Origin of the sequence: Pseudomonas sp. AMR01, assembly GCF_041946035.1 — a bacterium.
GTDB lineage: Bacteria > Pseudomonadota > Gammaproteobacteria > Pseudomonadales > Pseudomonadaceae > Aquipseudomonas > Aquipseudomonas antarctica_B.
In genome coordinates this window covers 1-14,530 of record NZ_JAUTYR010000038.1, presented here as the reverse complement: position 1 = coordinate 14,530, position 14,530 = coordinate 1, and the positions used below count along the sequence as shown (strand labels likewise).

At 61.0% G+C, this 14,530-nt stretch carries 11 protein-coding genes; 10 read left to right on the top strand and 1 reads right to left on the bottom strand.

All coding sequences use genetic code 11. From position 1 onward, the window contains the following. Nucleotides 1–40: 40 nt before the first annotated feature. The 6 genes from Q7C20_RS22785 (at nucleotide 41) to Q7C20_RS22760 (ending at nucleotide 5,315) form a co-directional block, all read left to right on the top strand. On the top strand, nucleotides 41–967 hold the full coding sequence (locus tag Q7C20_RS22785; protein ID WP_375070419.1) for a sigma 54-interacting transcriptional regulator: 927 nt from the start codon (nucleotides 41–43) through the stop codon (nucleotides 965–967). Between the two features lie 126 nt (nucleotides 968–1,093). After that, nucleotides 1,094–1,876 carry a MetQ/NlpA family ABC transporter substrate-binding protein gene (locus Q7C20_RS22780; RefSeq protein WP_348056277.1) on the top strand — a complete coding sequence of 261 codons (783 nt, stop codon included), beginning with the start codon at nucleotides 1,094–1,096 and terminating at the stop codon, nucleotides 1,874–1,876. A 509-nt stretch (nucleotides 1,877–2,385) separates the two neighbouring features. After that, a complete protein-coding gene (locus tag Q7C20_RS22775; protein ID WP_375070417.1) occupies nucleotides 2,386–3,051 on the top strand; it encodes an amino acid ABC transporter permease in 666 nt (221 codons plus the stop codon). Further along, nucleotides 3,032–3,691 (top strand): amino acid ABC transporter permease, encoded by a 660-nt coding sequence (locus Q7C20_RS22770; protein ID WP_375070415.1) that lies wholly within the window; start codon nucleotides 3,032–3,034, stop codon nucleotides 3,689–3,691. The genes Q7C20_RS22775 and Q7C20_RS22770 overlap by 20 nt, the downstream gene beginning before the upstream one ends. After that, nucleotides 3,688–4,464 (top strand): amino acid ABC transporter ATP-binding protein, encoded by a 777-nt coding sequence (locus tag Q7C20_RS22765; protein WP_375070413.1) that lies wholly within the window; start codon nucleotides 3,688–3,690, stop codon nucleotides 4,462–4,464. Before Q7C20_RS22770 ends, Q7C20_RS22765 begins: the two co-directional genes overlap by 4 nt. Continuing rightward, a complete protein-coding gene (locus Q7C20_RS22760) occupies nucleotides 4,461–5,315 on the top strand; it encodes a transporter substrate-binding domain-containing protein (protein ID WP_375070412.1) in 855 nt (284 codons plus the stop codon). The genes Q7C20_RS22765 and Q7C20_RS22760 overlap by 4 nt, the downstream gene beginning before the upstream one ends. 126 nt (nucleotides 5,316–5,441) lie before the next feature. Here Q7C20_RS22760 and Q7C20_RS22755 read toward each other — a convergent pair whose 3' ends face one another. Continuing rightward, nucleotides 5,442–6,602: an AAA family ATPase gene (locus Q7C20_RS22755; protein WP_375070410.1), complete on the bottom strand. Its 1,161-nt coding sequence runs from the start codon at nucleotides 6,600–6,602 to the stop codon at nucleotides 5,442–5,444. Between the two features lie 119 nt (nucleotides 6,603–6,721). Here Q7C20_RS22755 and Q7C20_RS22750 point away from each other — a divergent pair, with 119 nt between their 5' ends. The 4 genes from Q7C20_RS22750 (at nucleotide 6,722) to Q7C20_RS22735 (ending at nucleotide 14,328) form a co-directional block, all read left to right on the top strand. Next, the gene (locus Q7C20_RS22750; RefSeq protein WP_375070408.1) at nucleotides 6,722–7,804 is read left to right on the top strand and encodes an efflux RND transporter periplasmic adaptor subunit; all 1,083 of its coding nucleotides are present in this window, start codon (nucleotides 6,722–6,724) and stop codon (nucleotides 7,802–7,804) included. After that, nucleotides 7,801–8,871 (top strand): efflux RND transporter periplasmic adaptor subunit, encoded by a 1,071-nt coding sequence (locus tag Q7C20_RS22745; RefSeq protein ID WP_375070406.1) that lies wholly within the window; start codon nucleotides 7,801–7,803, stop codon nucleotides 8,869–8,871. The genes Q7C20_RS22750 and Q7C20_RS22745 overlap by 4 nt, the downstream gene beginning before the upstream one ends. Next, a complete protein-coding gene (locus Q7C20_RS22740; protein ID WP_375070404.1) occupies nucleotides 8,868–11,933 on the top strand; it encodes an efflux RND transporter permease subunit in 3,066 nt (1,021 codons plus the stop codon). The genes Q7C20_RS22745 and Q7C20_RS22740 overlap by 4 nt, the downstream gene beginning before the upstream one ends. Before the next feature lie 208 nt (nucleotides 11,934–12,141). Continuing rightward, nucleotides 12,142–14,328, top strand: coding sequence for a glycoside hydrolase (locus Q7C20_RS22735; protein WP_375070402.1), 2,187 nt, complete (start codon nucleotides 12,142–12,144; stop codon nucleotides 14,326–14,328). Nucleotides 14,329–14,530: the final 202 nt, after the last annotated feature.

Sequence of the window (14,530 nt, the reverse complement as noted above, 5' to 3'; positions counted from 1 at the left end):
ACGCCCCGTCCCTTGAGTGGATTGGGGGCGGGAGCCTGCCATGAGCCTGCATGAAACCTACGGCCAGCCGCTGCTGACCTTTCCCGACGCCGACAAAAGCCCGCTGAGCATTCGCGCCAAGGCGCTGGTGTTCGTCGACCCACGCTCGCGCCAATTGCGCGAAGAGCTGGAAAGCCTTGCGCCGCGCGCCTTGCCCGTGTTGATTCGCGGCGAGACCGGCAGTGGTAAGGAGCTGCTGGCGCGCCACATTCACCGTGGCAGCGACCGCACCGGCTTGTTTGTGTCGGTCAATTGCGGCGCCATCAGCCCAACCTACGCCGACGCAGAATTGTTCGGCTACGCCTCCGGTGCCCACAGTGGCGCGGCGAGCAGCCGGGCCGGATGGTTTGGGTCAGCCAATGGCGGCACCTTGTACCTGGACGAGATTGGCGACTTGCCGTTGCCGATCCAGGTGAAGTTGTTGGCCGCGCTGGAAACCCATGAAGTCACGCGCGTCGGCGCCCATCAGCCAAGCCCGGTGGACGTACGCTTGGTGGCGGCCACCAGTATCGACCTGGCCCAGGCCGTGGCGGCGGGCAAGTTTCATGAGCGCTTATTCCATTACTTGAGCGAGGGCCGGTTAGACTTGCCGGCACTGCGCGAGCGTGTCGGCGACATTCTGTCCCTGGCCGAATACTTCTTGGGCATCTACAGCCAGCGCCTGGACCTGTCGGTGCCGTTGATCAGCGACGCCGCCCAGCGCGTGCTGGAAGACTACAGCTGGCCGGGCAATACCCGCGAGTTGGAAAACGTCATTCACTTTGCTTTGCTGGTGAGCAGTGGCGATGAGATTTTGCCCGAGCATCTGAATTTGCCGGCGCAGGGCTCGCCGCTTGAGCAGGTGCGCCGGATCTTCGAGAGTGCCAGCCCGGCTGAGCAGGAAACCTTGCGCAAATTCCTGCATGAACAAAATGGAATATCAACGTGAATAAAAGATATTGTTCGAGAATAAAAAATCTAGGTATCTTCCCTTCCACGCCGCGATAGCACTTCGCTGGCACACCATAAAGAATCGGTCGTCAGAGACGCCCCGGAATTTCGATAAGGACACTGCATGAAAAAGGTTCTGTTGTTTACCGCACTGGCGGCTGCCCTGACTGCAAGCTTCGCCCAGGCCAACGAGAAACTGGTGGTGGCCGCCACGCCGATCCCGCACGCCGAGATCCTTGAGCTGGTTAAACCGACCCTGGCCAAAGAAGGCGTGGACCTGGAAATCAAAGTGTTCACCGACTACGTGCAGCCGAACACGCAGGTTGCCGAGAAGCGCCTGGATGCCAACTACTTCCAGACCCTGCCGTACCTGGAAAACTTCAACAAGGGCAAGGGCACCAACCTGGTCACCGTGATCGGTGTGCACGTTGAACCCATCGGTGGTTACTCGAAAAAGATCAAAAATATTTCCGAGCTTAAAGACGGCGCCACCGTGGCGATCCCTAACGAAGGCTCCAACAGCGGCCGTGCCTTGTTGCTGCTGCAAAAGAACGGCCTGATCACGCTGAAAGACCCGACCAACCCGTTGTCTACGCTAAAAGACATCGCCAGCAACCCGAAAAACCTGAAATTCAAAGAGCTGGAATCCGCGCTGCTGCCACGGGTGCTGGACCAGGTTGACCTGGATGTGATCAACACCAACTACGCGCTGGAAGCTGGCCTCAACCCGGCCAAAGACGCGCTGATCATCGAAGACTCGAAGTCGCCGTACGTGAACTTCCTGGTCGCCCGCCCAGACAACAAGGACAGCGACGCTATCCAGAAACTGGCCAAGGCGCTGACCAGCCCCGAAGTTAAAGCCTTCATCGAGAAGAAGTACAACGGCGCAGTCGTGCCGGCGTTCTGATGTAACCCAAAACCCCCTTCAAGGTTTGAACGCCGACGGCTACCACAGCGTCGGCGTTTTTTATGCCCACAATTTGGAATGCAATCAAAAATGTGGGAGCGGGCTTGCTCGCGAAAGCGGTGTATCAGTCAGAGTATTTGTTACTGACAGACCGCTTTCGCGAGCAAGTCGAATCGTCGCACCGCCGCTCCCACATTTTGAACTGCATCGGTTCAGATATCGCGGCTATTGATAGCCCGGCTCAACGCCACCAACCACTTCACCAGCTCTTGCGGATCTATCCGTTTCACTTCGTTCATCATTCGTTCCCTCGAATCATAAACCCCCAACCATAGCCGCCACCTGTCAAACCCGCGAATCCGGGGGGTTATCTTTTTGGGTGATATCAATATGCTTTTTGGGTATTTAAATTTTAATTTTTATACCTTTAAAGTTCGCGCTACCCGGCGTTACCCACGTCGGATTGAACTGCGCTCGCCGCATTACCCTTGCGGCGCCATGGACTGCAAATGACCTTCGATTTCGCGTTTATCCTCAGCACCCTGCCGGCGTTTTTGAAGGCCGTGGGGGTGACGCTGCAAGTGGGCTTGATCGCCATTGCTACCTCGCTGTTGGTGGCGCTGATCAACGCCGCGCTGCTGGTGTTTCGAACGCCCTACCTGTCGCGCCTGGTGGCGGTGTATGTGGAGCTGGCGAGGAACACGCCGCTGCTGATCCAGCTGTTTTTCGTCTACTTCGCCTTGCCGGCCCTGGGCTTCAATATCTCCGGGTTCTGGGCGGCGATCATCACCATGACCTTCCTTGGCGGCGCTTACTTCACCGAAGTGCTGCGCGCCGGTGTGGAAGCGGTGCCGCTGGCGCAAATCGAGTCGGGCAAGTCCATCGGCCTGTCCAACTGGCAACTGCTGCGCCACGTGATTCTGCCCCAGGCCGGCATCCTCAGCCTGCCGGCGCTGTTCGCCAATTTCATCTTCCTGCTCAAGGAGACCACCGTGGTCTCTGCCGTGGCGGTGCCGGAGATTCTTTACACCACCAAGAGCTACATCGCGCTCTACTACAAGACTTACGAGATGCTCGCCGTGCTGACGCTGATTTGCGTGCTGCTGTTTTTGCCGCTGTCGCTGCTGCTCAGCCGCCTGGAAAGGAGGCTCCAGCATGGCCAGTTCGGGTCTTGAATTGTTGTGGGTGTCGTTGCCGCAACTGGGCAAGGGCGCCGCGCAAACTCTGTCGATTTCGTTTTTGAGCATCGCCTTCAGTACCGTCGGCGGCGTGTTGTATGGCGTGTTGCGTACCCTGAATAACCGCGCAATTAATCTGGTGCTGCGGGTGTACCTGGAGCTGTTCCGGGCCATCCCGGTGCTGGTGTGGCTGTACCTGCTGTTTTTCGGCCTGCCGATTTTCTTTGGCCTGAGCGTTCCGAGCTTCTGGTGCGCGGTGCTGGTGTTGTCGCTTTGGGGTGCCAGTGAAGTGGGCGAGGTGGTGCGCGGCGCGTTGCATTCACTGCCGCGCGGCCAGCGCGAGGCGGGGTTGTCGATTGGTCTGTCGGCGCCGCAACTCTACGGCTACGTGCTGCTGCCCCAGGCGCTGAAACGCATGACGCCGCCAACCATCAACGTCTACACGCGCATCATCAAGACCAGCTCGCTCGCGGTGCTGATCGGCGTGGTAGACGTGATCAAGGTCGGCCAGCAAATCATCGAGCGCACTTACGAGTCGGTATTGATCTACGGCGCGCTGTTCCTGTTTTTCTTCTTTATCTGCTACCCGTTGTCGGCCGCCTCCAAGGTGCTGGAACGGCGCTGGGCCCAAGCATGAGCGCATTGATCGAGTTTCAGGGTTTCAACAAATTCTTCGGCGAGACGCAGGTGCTCAAGGGCATCGACCTGAGTGTGCAACGCGGCGAAGTGGTGGTGATCCTCGGCCCCAGCGGCTGCGGCAAAAGCACCTTGCTGCGTTGCCTCAACGGGCTGGAAGTCGCCCACAGCGGCAGCCTGCGTTTTGCCGGCAAGGAGCTGCTGGATAAAACCACCGACTGGCGCCAGGTGCGTCAGGACGTCGGCATGGTGTTCCAGAGTTACCACCTGTTCCCGCACATGAGCGTGCTCGACAACATTCTGCTCGGCCCGCTGAAAGTGCAAAAACGCGAGCCGCGCGAAGCCCGCGCCCAGGCCGAAAAACTATTGGAGCGCGTGGGCCTGGCCGACAAGCGCGACGCCTTCCCGCGCCAGCTGTCCGGCGGCCAACAGCAACGCATCGCCATCGTCCGCTCGCTGTGCATGAACCCGCACGTGATGCTGTTTGACGAAGTCACTGCCGCCCTCGACCCGGAAATGGTCAAGGAGGTGCTGGAGGTGATTCAGGGCCTGGCCCGCGACGGCATGACCTTGCTGATCGTCACCCACGAAATGGCCTTCGCCCGCGCCGTCGCCGACCGCGTGGTGTTTATGGAGGCCGGCCGCATCCTCGAACAAAACACCCCCGAGGCATTCTTTACGAACCCGCAAACCGCACGCGCGCAGCAGTTCCTGGAGAAGTTCTCCTTTGTTTCAACACTGCCCAAAAAGACCAAGGAATTGGAGCTGCCATGAAAAAATTACTGCTGCCACTGCTCGCCGTCGCACTGCTCGCCGGTTGCGATAAAAAGGCCGAAGAGCCTGCAAAACCTGCTGCCGCTGCCGTGAGCGCCATCGACAAAATCAAGGCACGCGACAAGCTGATCGTCGGCGTGTTCACCGACAAACCGCCGTTCGGCTTTGTGGACGAAGCCGGTCGCTACGTGGGCTTTGATACCGACATCGGCCGCCAATTTGCCAAGGACTTGCTGGGCGATGAAAACAAAGTTGAGTTTGTCGCGGTTGAACCGGCCAGCCGCATTCCGTTCCTGCAAAGCGACAAGGTTGACCTGATCCTGGCCAACATGACCGTGACGCCCGAGCGCAAGGAAGCGGTGGATTTCACCAACCCCAACCTGAAAGTCGCGGTGCAGGCTCTGGTGCCGCAGGGCAGCTCGGTGAAAACCCTGGATGACCTGGCTACCCGCACCACCATCGTGACTACCGGCACCACTGCCGATATCTGGCTGACCAAAAACCACCCGGATTGGAAACTGCTCAAGTTCGAGAAAAACTCCGAGTCGCTGCAAGCGTTGTCGGCGGGCCGTGGTGATGCCTACGCGCAGGATAATCTGGTGCTGTTCAGCTGGGCCAAGCAGAACCCTGGCTACCGCGTGCTGGAAGAGAAGCTTGGTGACGAAGCGCCGATTGCGCCAGCGGTGAAGAAGGGCAACATAGAACTGCGCGACTGGGTGAATGCCGAGTTGGCGAAGTTGGGTGAAGAGAAATTCCTGCTCAAGCTGTATGACCAGTACGTGCGTAAAGAGCTGAGCGATGACACCAAGCCCGAGAGTGTGATTGTTGAAGGCGGCAAGTGGCAGGGCTAACTATGCGCTGACTGTTCTGGCGCATTCGCGAGCAAGCCCGCTCCCACATTCGACCGCATTCTCATGTTGGAACTCGATCAACTGTGGGAGCGGGCTTGCTCGCGAAGAGGCCATTCCAGACGCCGACTATTCCGGCCAATGCCACGCCGGCGCATCCAGAATCCCTTGCCCGACGATTCGGGTCTCCCCCAACACTTTCTCCAGCACAATCGAATTACACCCCTCATCCTGCTCCAGCGCCGCAATCAACCGGCTCGCATGCGACACCACCCACACTTGGCACTGCATGGACGCTTGGATAATCAACCGCGCCAACGCCGGCAACAGGTCCGGGTGCAAGCTGGTTTCCGGCTCGTTCAGCACCATCATGGTCGGCGGTCTCGGCGTCAGGAGCGCGGCGATCAGCAACAAATAACGCAACGTCCCGTCCGACAGCTCCGCCGCCGACAACGGCCGCAGCAACCCTTCCTGATAAAACTCAATGGCGAAGCGCCCACCCTGCAATGGCTGGATGTTCAGGCGTGCACCGGGAAACGCGTCACTCACCGCGCGCTGCAACGCTTCCGGGTCGCCGATTTCGCGAATGGTCTGCAACGCCGCCGCCAGGTCTCGCCCATCGTGGTGCAGCACCGGCGTGCGCGTGCCCAACTGCGGTTGGCGTACCGGCGCGTCCACATCGCTGCGAAAGTGATCATAAAAGCGCCAGCCACGAATGCTCTCACGCAGCAACAGCACCTCCGGCGAGCCGCGCAGACTGCCGACCTGATCGAACAGGCTGTGGTAGTTCGGCGTGTGCTGGGCGAGTACGTCCCAGGCGCGGCCTTCGCGGGCGCGCACCATCGGCCCGGAGCGCTGCACCAGCAAGCTGGCCGGGCGATAGATAGGCCCGGCCCAGATGCATTCCTTTTTTACTTCCGGGTCCAGGGAGAAAAACGACAGGCTGGGTTCGGGCAGCCCCAGCGAAATGGCATAGCTGAAATCTTCCCCGGCAAAGCCCAGGCGCAAACGCTTTACGCCCTGGCGCACGGTGGACTCAATCGGCACCTCGCCCGAGCGCATGCGCCGAGTGATGGTTTCCGGCCCGGCCCAGAACGTCGAGTCCAGCCCACCTTCGCGGGCCAGCGCGTTGATCACCCCGCCCTGGGCGGTTTCTGCGAGCAAACGCAGGGCGCGGTACAAGTTGGATTTGCCGCTGCCATTGGGGCCGGTGATCAGGTTCAACCGGTCAAGCGGCACCACCAATTTGTTGATGGAGCGGTAATTGGCGACCGCGAGAGTTTTCAGCATGTGTATTCAGTCGGTGTGGGAACCCTCGGAGTATGGGATCCTCCCTGCAGATAAGGAACCCTGAACTAAGCTCAGAGTCGCATACACACTGGCACATCGCATCACGCAAAGGAGCCTGCATGGGCGGTCGAACTATCACACTTTTCGTCGGACTTGGCCTGTTGACGCTGTTAAGCGGCTGTGGCGAGAAAAAGGCCGAACCCAAGGAACATTCACGGGTATTTGTGCAGACCGTGCAGTCGACTGACTTTGCCGCAGCGGTCACGCTGACAGGCGATATCCAGGCCCGTGTTCAAACCGATTTATCCTTCCGCGTCGGCGGCAAGATCATCCAGCGTATGGTCGACGTGGGCGACCGCGTCACCGCCAGGCAAGTGCTGGCCAAGCTCGACCCCAAGGATCTGCAAACCAACGTCGATTCCGCCCAGGCCCAGGTTGTGGCCGAACAGGCGCGGGTCAAACAGACGGCCGCTGCCTTCGTGCGTCAGGAAAAGCTCCTGCCCAAGGGCTACACCAGCCGCAGCGAATACGATTCCGCCCAGGCTGGGCTGCGCAGTAGCCAAAGTGCGCTGGCCGCCGCCCAGGCGCAACTGGCCAACGCCCGTGAGCAACTTGGCTACACCTCGCTGATTGCTGATGCGCCGGGGATTATTACCGCGCGTCAGGCCGAAGTCGGCCAGGTGGTGCAGGCCACGGTGCCGATTTTCAGCCTGGCCCGCGATGGCGAGCGCGATGCGGTGTTCAACGTGTATGAATCGTTGCTGGTCGAGCCGCCACCGGATGCGCCGATCACCGTGAGCCTGTTGGATAACCCGAGCATCAAGGCCGTGGGCAAGGTGCGCGAAGTTACGCCCGCCGTGGCCGCCAATACCGGCACCGTCCAAGTCAAAATCGCCCTGCAAAGCCTGCCTAAAGGCATGGAGCTGGGTTCGGTGGTGAGCGCCACCGCCAATGGCCCGGCCAAGGCCAGTATCGAGCTGCCGTGGGCGGCGTTGACCAAAGACCTCAACGAACCCGCCGTGTGGCTGATCGACGGCGACGGCAAGGCGCAGTTGCACAAGGTCACCGTGGCGCGTTACCTCACCGGCAAAGTGATCATTGGCGACGGCCTCAAGGGCGGTGAAAAAGTCGTGGTGGCCGGAGGGCAATTGCTCCATCCGGGGATGATCGTCGAGATCGCCGACCAGGGAGTTCAGCCATGAAGCGCCTGACGGTATTACTCGCCGCCAGCCTGTTGCTCGCGGCGTGCTCCAAGGAAGAACCGCCACCGGAGCCTGTGCGCCCGGTGCTGTCGATGGAAGTGAAAGCCGAAGACCAGGAAAACCTTGGCCGTTTCGCCGGTACGATTCAGGCCCGCTATGAAAGCAACCTGGGTTTCCGCGTGCCCGGCCGCATTGCCCGCCGCGCGGTGGACGTGGGTGCGGAAGTGGAGAAGGGCGCGTTGCTCGCGGTCCTCGACCCCACCGACCAACAAAACCAGCTGCGCTCGGCCCAGGGTGACCTGGCCCGCGTGCAGGCGCAGTTCATTAATGCCCAAGCCAACGCCCGCCGTCAGCAAGAGCTGTTCAACCGTGGCGTCGGCGCCCAGGCTCAATTGGACATTGCCCAAACCGACCTCAAAACCACCCAGGCCACCCTTGACCAAGCCAAGGCGTCGGTCAACCAGGCGAAAGACCAACTCAACTACGCCGAATTGCGCACCGACCACGCCGGTATCGTCACCGCCTGGAATGCCGAGGCCGGCCAGGTGGTCAGCGCCGGCCAGCAAGTCGTGACCCTGGCGCGCCCGGACATCAAGGAAGCGGTGATCGACCTGCCTGCCGGCCTCGCCGAGCGTCTGCCAACGGACGTGGTGTTTGTGGTGGCCGAGCAACTCGACCCCAGTGTTAACACCACCGCCATCGTGCGCGAGATCGAGCCTCAGGCCCAAAGTGCCACGCGCACCCGTCGTGCCCGCCTGACCCTGACCGAGACGCCTGCTGCATTTCGCCTCGGCACGGCGATCAGCGTGACCTTGAGCACCGCCATCGCGCCGCGCATCGAATTGCCGGTCAGCGCCTTGCAGGAGGTCGACGGCAAAACCCGCATCTGGCTCCTCGACACTCAAAACCAGACCGTGCAACCGCGTGACGTCAGCGTGATCAGCCGTGACGCCGACAGCGCGCTGCTCAATGGCGGCGTCAAACCCGGCGAGCGCATCGTGACCGCTGGCGTGAACAGCCTGAAACCCGGACAAAAAGTCAAAATCGACGAGGACAGCCCGCGATGAAAGGGAGCTTCAACTTATCCGACTGGGCCCTCAAGCATCAGTCCTTCGTCTGGTACCTGATGTTCGTCGCGCTGCTGATGGGCGTGTTCTCGTACATGAACCTGGGCCGCGAGGAAGATCCTTCGTTCACCATCAAAACGATGGTGATCCAGACCCGCTGGCCGGGCGCGACCCAGGAAGAAACCCTCAAGCAGGTCACCGACCGCATCGAGAAAAAACTCGAGGAACTTGATGCCCTCGACTATGTAAAAAGCTACACACGGCCGGGTGAGTCCACGGTGTTTGTGTTCCTCAAGGACACCACCAGCGCCAAAGACATTCCGGGGATCTGGTACCAGGTCCGCAAGAAGATCGACGATATTCGCGGCAACTTCCCCCAAGGGCTGCAGGGGCCGTCGTTCAACGATGAGTTCGGTGACGTGTTCGGTTCGGTGTACGCGTTTACCGGCGACGGCCTGTCGATGCGCCAGCTGCGCGACTACGTAGAACAGGTGCGCGCCGAGATCCGTTCGGTGCCGGGCCTGGGCAAGGTCGAGATGATCGGCCAGCAGGATGAAGTGATTTACCTGAATTTCTCCACACGCAAACTGGCAGCGTTGGGGATTGATCAACGTCAGGTTGTGCAAAGCCTGCAATCGCAAAACGCCGTGACGCCCGCCGGGGTGATCGAGGCCGGGCCGGAGCGGATTTCAGTGCGCACCTCGGGGCAGTTCGCCTCCGAGAAGGACCTTGCAGACGTCAACCTGCGGCTCAATGACCGCTTCTATCGCCTGGCCGATATTGCCGACATCAGCCGTGGCTACGTCGACCCGGCGCGGCCCATGTTCCGCTTCGACGGCAAACCGGCGATTGGTTTGGCGATTGCCATGCAGAAGGGCGGCAATATCCAGTCATTCGGCAAGGCCCTGCACACACGCATGGATGAGCTGACCGCCGACCTGCCGGTGGGCGTTGGCGTGCACAAGGTGTCCGATCAGGCGGAAGTGGTGGAAGAGGCCGTCGGCGGCTTTACCAGCGCGCTGTTTGAGGCGGTGATTATCGTGCTGGTGGTGAGTTTTATCAGCCTCGGCATGCGCGCCGGGCTGGTGGTGGCGTGCTCGATTCCGTTGGTGCTGGCGCTGGTGTTTGTGTTCATGGAATACAGCGGCATTACCATGCAGCGGGTTTCGCTGGGCGCGTTGATCATCGCCCTCGGGTTGTTGGTGGACGACGCGATGATCACCGTCGAGATGATGATCACGCGCCTGGAAAAAGGCGAAACCAAGGAGCAGGCGGCCACCTACGCCTACACCTCCACGGCCTTCCCGATGCTCACCGGCACGCTGGTGACCGTGGCCGGGTTTGTGCCGATTGGCCTCAATGCCAGCTCGGCGGGCGAGTACACCTTCACCCTGTTCGCGGTGATTGCCGTGGCGATGCTGGTGTCGTGGGTGGTGGCCGTGCTGTTTGCGCCGGTGATTGGCGTGCATATCCTCAGTGCCAACGTGAAGCCGCACAACGACGAGCCGGGGCGCGTAGGGCGTGCGTTCAACGGCGGCATGCTGTGGGCCATGCGTAACCGCTGGTGGGCGATCGGCATCACCGTCGGGCTGTTTGTGGCGTCGGTGTTCTCGATGCAGTTTGTGCAGAACCAGTTCTTCCCGTCGTCGGACCGCCCGGAAATTCTGGTGGACCTGAACCTGCCGCAAAACGCCTCGATCAACGAGACCCGCAAAGCCGTCGACCGCCTCGAGGCGATTATCAAGGATGACCCGGACATCGCGCGCTGGAGCACCTACATCGGCCAGGGCGCGATTCGTTTCTACCTGCCCCTCGACCAGCAATTGGAAAACCCCTACTACGCACAGTTGGTTATTGTGAGTAAGGGCCTGGAAGAGCGGGGCGCGTTGATCGCGCGCTTGCAAAAGCGCCTGCGCGATGACTTTGTGGGCATCGGCAGCTATGTGCAGCCGCTGGAAATGGGCCCGCCGGTGGGCCGTCCGATTCAGTACCGAGTGTCCGGCAAAGACACCGACCAAGTGCGTAAACACGCCATCGAACTGGCCACCTTGCTCGATCAAAACACCCACTTGGGCGAGATCATCTACGACTGGAACGAGCCGGGCAAAGTGCTGCGCGTGGACATCGCCCAGGACAAGGCGCGGCAGTTGGGGCTGTCGTCGGAAGACGTGGCGCAGTTGATGAACAGCGTGGTCAGCGGTGCGTCGGTGACCCAGGTGCACGACGATATCTACCTGATCAACGTGGTCGGTCGCGCCGAAGACGCCGAGCGTGGTACGCCGGAAACCCTGCAAAACCTGCAGATCGTCACGCCCAACGGCACCTCGATTCCGCTGCTGGCTTTCGCCACCGTGCGCTATGAACTGGAACAGCCGCTGGTGTGGCGTCGCGACCGCAAGCCGACGATCACCGTCAAGGCCTCGGTGCGCGATGAGATGCAGCCTACGGATTTGGTGAAACAGCTGGCGCCGACCATCGACAAATTCAACGCCGAGCTGCCGGTGGGTTACAAGGTGGCCACCGGCGGCACCGTCGAAGAAAGCGGCAAGGCCCAAGGCCCGATCGCCAGGGTGGTGCCGTTGATGCTGTTCCTGATGGCGACCTTCCTGATGATCCAGCTGCACAGCGTGCAGAAGATGTTCCTGGTGGCGAGTGTGGCGCCGCTGGGCTTGATTGGCGTGGTGCTGGCGCTGATTCCCACGGGCACGCCCATGGGCTTTGTGGCGATCCTCGGCATCCTGGCGCTGATCGGCATCATCATCCGCAACTCGGTGATCCTGGTGACACAGATCGACGCCTACGAACGCGACGGCTACACGCCGTGGGATGCGGTGGTTGAAGCCACTGAGCATCGGCGCCGGCCCATTCTGCTGACGGCGGCGGCGGCCAGTTTGGGCATGATCCCGATTGCCCGCGAAGTGTTCTGGGGGCCGATGGCCTACGCGATGATTGGCGGGATTATCATTGCGACCTTGCTGACGCTGCTGTTCCTGCCAGCGCTGTACGTGGCCTGGTACAAGATTCGCGAGCCCAAGCAGGAACATCCGGAAAAACGCGGTTAAAAAATGTGGGAGCGGGCTTGCTCGCGAATGCGGTGTATCAGTCGACCTATCTTTTACTGACCCACCGCATTCGCGAGCAAGCCCGCTCCCACATTTGGATCTCCACAAGGCTAAGGTGATGTATGAAACTTCCCTAATTGCCCTGTGTGCTCCCCTCAGCCCATCAAGTGTTTTACCCTCGACCACCCTTTGCACACAGGTCGACCCCATGATTTCCCTGCGCCATGTTCTCCTGGTCTGCGGCTTATTGCTCTCACCGATCACCTGGGCAGCCTTGCTGGAAAACGCCTTGTGGCGCGTCGAACTCGACCCCGCCACGCTCGCCCTGCGCGTCACGCCTGCCGGTAAAACCCCGGTGCAAGCCTCCAGCGGTGTTGCCACGCACGCCGTCAGCGAGCTGCAAACCGGCGCTGAACAGGCCGCCTGGCAATGGGACAACGGCGCCTACCACCTGACCGCCCGCCTTGAGCGCCGCGACCTTTCCCTGACCATCAGCGCGCGCGAGCCGGGCCAGTTGCCGCTGCTGCGCCAACCCGCCGAGGCCATGGGCAAAGGCTTGATCTGGCCGTTGGCCGAGGGGCATTACGTGCCTGCCGACAACCCGATCTGGAAGGCGTTTTTACTGGAGCAGGGCGAACTCAACACCACGCAAGACCTCAGCCTGCCGCTGTGGGGCATGGACCACGGCAGCTTCACACTGAACTGGTTGCTGACCAACCCCTACAACAACCACGTGCAATGGCAGGCCGACGGCCAGGGCCTGGCCCTGTCGGTGGCTCACGAATTTACCCGTCTTGACCCCACGGCGCCGATGACCTTGCGCCTGCACCTGGGCGACGCCGACCCATTGGCCGGCGCCAAGCGTTATCGCCAATGGCTGGTGGAGCAAGGCCGCTATGAACCGCTGGCCGACAAGCTGCGGCAAACGCCGGAGGCCGAAAAACTGCTTGGCGCCAGCCATATCTATCTATGGGGCAACAGCCTGCTGGCACCGACCGACGTGCGTGACTGGCCGCTGCTGGTAAAGCGCTTGCGCGATCATCCACTCAAGGGGCTGTTGGACAAAGAGGCGACTCAGGTTTTGGCGCAGGCCAGGGGCTTGAACCTTTATGAGCAAGGCGTGTTGTTGCGCGGCCTCAATGCGGCGATCAATCAGCAAGCGCGGCAGGCCTGGCAAGTCGAAGAGCCGGACATGGCCCGACTCGCCGCCCGCTATGGTGAGCTGCGCAGCGAGCTGGCCAGGGAGTTTGCCGGGGCCTTGACCGACACCCCTGAGACCTGGGGTAACCAGACGATTCAATCCCTGCGCGACGCCGGACTGCCGCGTCTGTTGCTGACCCTGGGCGAAGGCTGGGAAGGTGGCCTGTGGCACCCCGAAGCGATCCGCGCCGGTGTCGAGGCGGGTTACCTGATGGCGCCCTACGACTCCTATGAAACCGCCTTGTCCGCCACTGAAAACCCGGACTGGACCACCGCGCACCTGGGCGCCAGGGCCTACCGCGACTGCGCGATTGTGCTCAAGGACGGCAAGCTGCAAACCGGCTTTCAGCAATCGGGCCACTACATCGACCCGCGCTGTATACGACCTTTGCTGGAAGCGCGGGTGAGGGCTGTGCAGGCTAAAGCCGGTTTCAACGCCTGGTTCCTTGATGCCTACGCCGCAGGTATGGTTTTCGACAGCTACCGTGAAAGTGCGCCCATGACGCAGGCGCAGAACGCTGAAGGCAATATCGACGCTTCCCGCTGGATCAACACGGTACTCAAGCTGCCGGCGGGCTCCGAAGATGGCAATGCCAGCACCGCCCAAGGCGTCCTGTTTGCCCACGGCATGCAGACGCCGGTGATCGGCTGGGGTGACCGGCAGATGACCCAGGACAAGCAGTCGCCCTATTACGTCGGCGACTGGTACCCGCCGGAACAGCCGACGGTGTTCTTCAAGCCCGTGCCGTTGAAAGAGCCGTTTCGCACACTGTACTTCGACCCGACGATGCGCCTGCCGCTGTACCAGGCGGTGTTTCACGGCTCGGTGATTACCACCCATCATTGGTTATTCGACAGCCTGAAGCTGAGCAATGTGCGGGCTGAGAACGAGCTGACCCAACTGCTCTACAACGTGCCGCCGCTGTATCACCTTACGGAGGCGACCCTTGAGCAGCGGCTGCCGATGATTCAGCGTCAGGATCGGTTTTTCAGGCCGCTGCATCAGCGTTTGGCGGCTCAGACGATGACCGATTTTCGTTGGCTGACGGCGGACAAACAGGTGCAGGAGACCACGTTCACCGATGGCACGCGGTTGGTGGCGAATTTTTCAGCCGGGGAAAAAGAAGGGTATGCCGGGCGCAGTGTGACGGCGCTGGTGGTGGGTGAGAAACCTGAGGTGTATCAGGTGAAATAGCTATCGCAGGCAAGCCGGCTCCCACAAGGGAATGCATTCCAAATGTGGGAGCTGGCTTGCCTGCGATGAGATAGGTATCTACACAACTCGAGCTAGACGCTTAAACACCAGTAGGTAGAGCTTTCGTGGCGAGCGGGCTTGTCCCGCGTTGGGCTGCGTAGCAGCCCCAGAACCAGCCACTACGAAGTAGTCTGATACACCG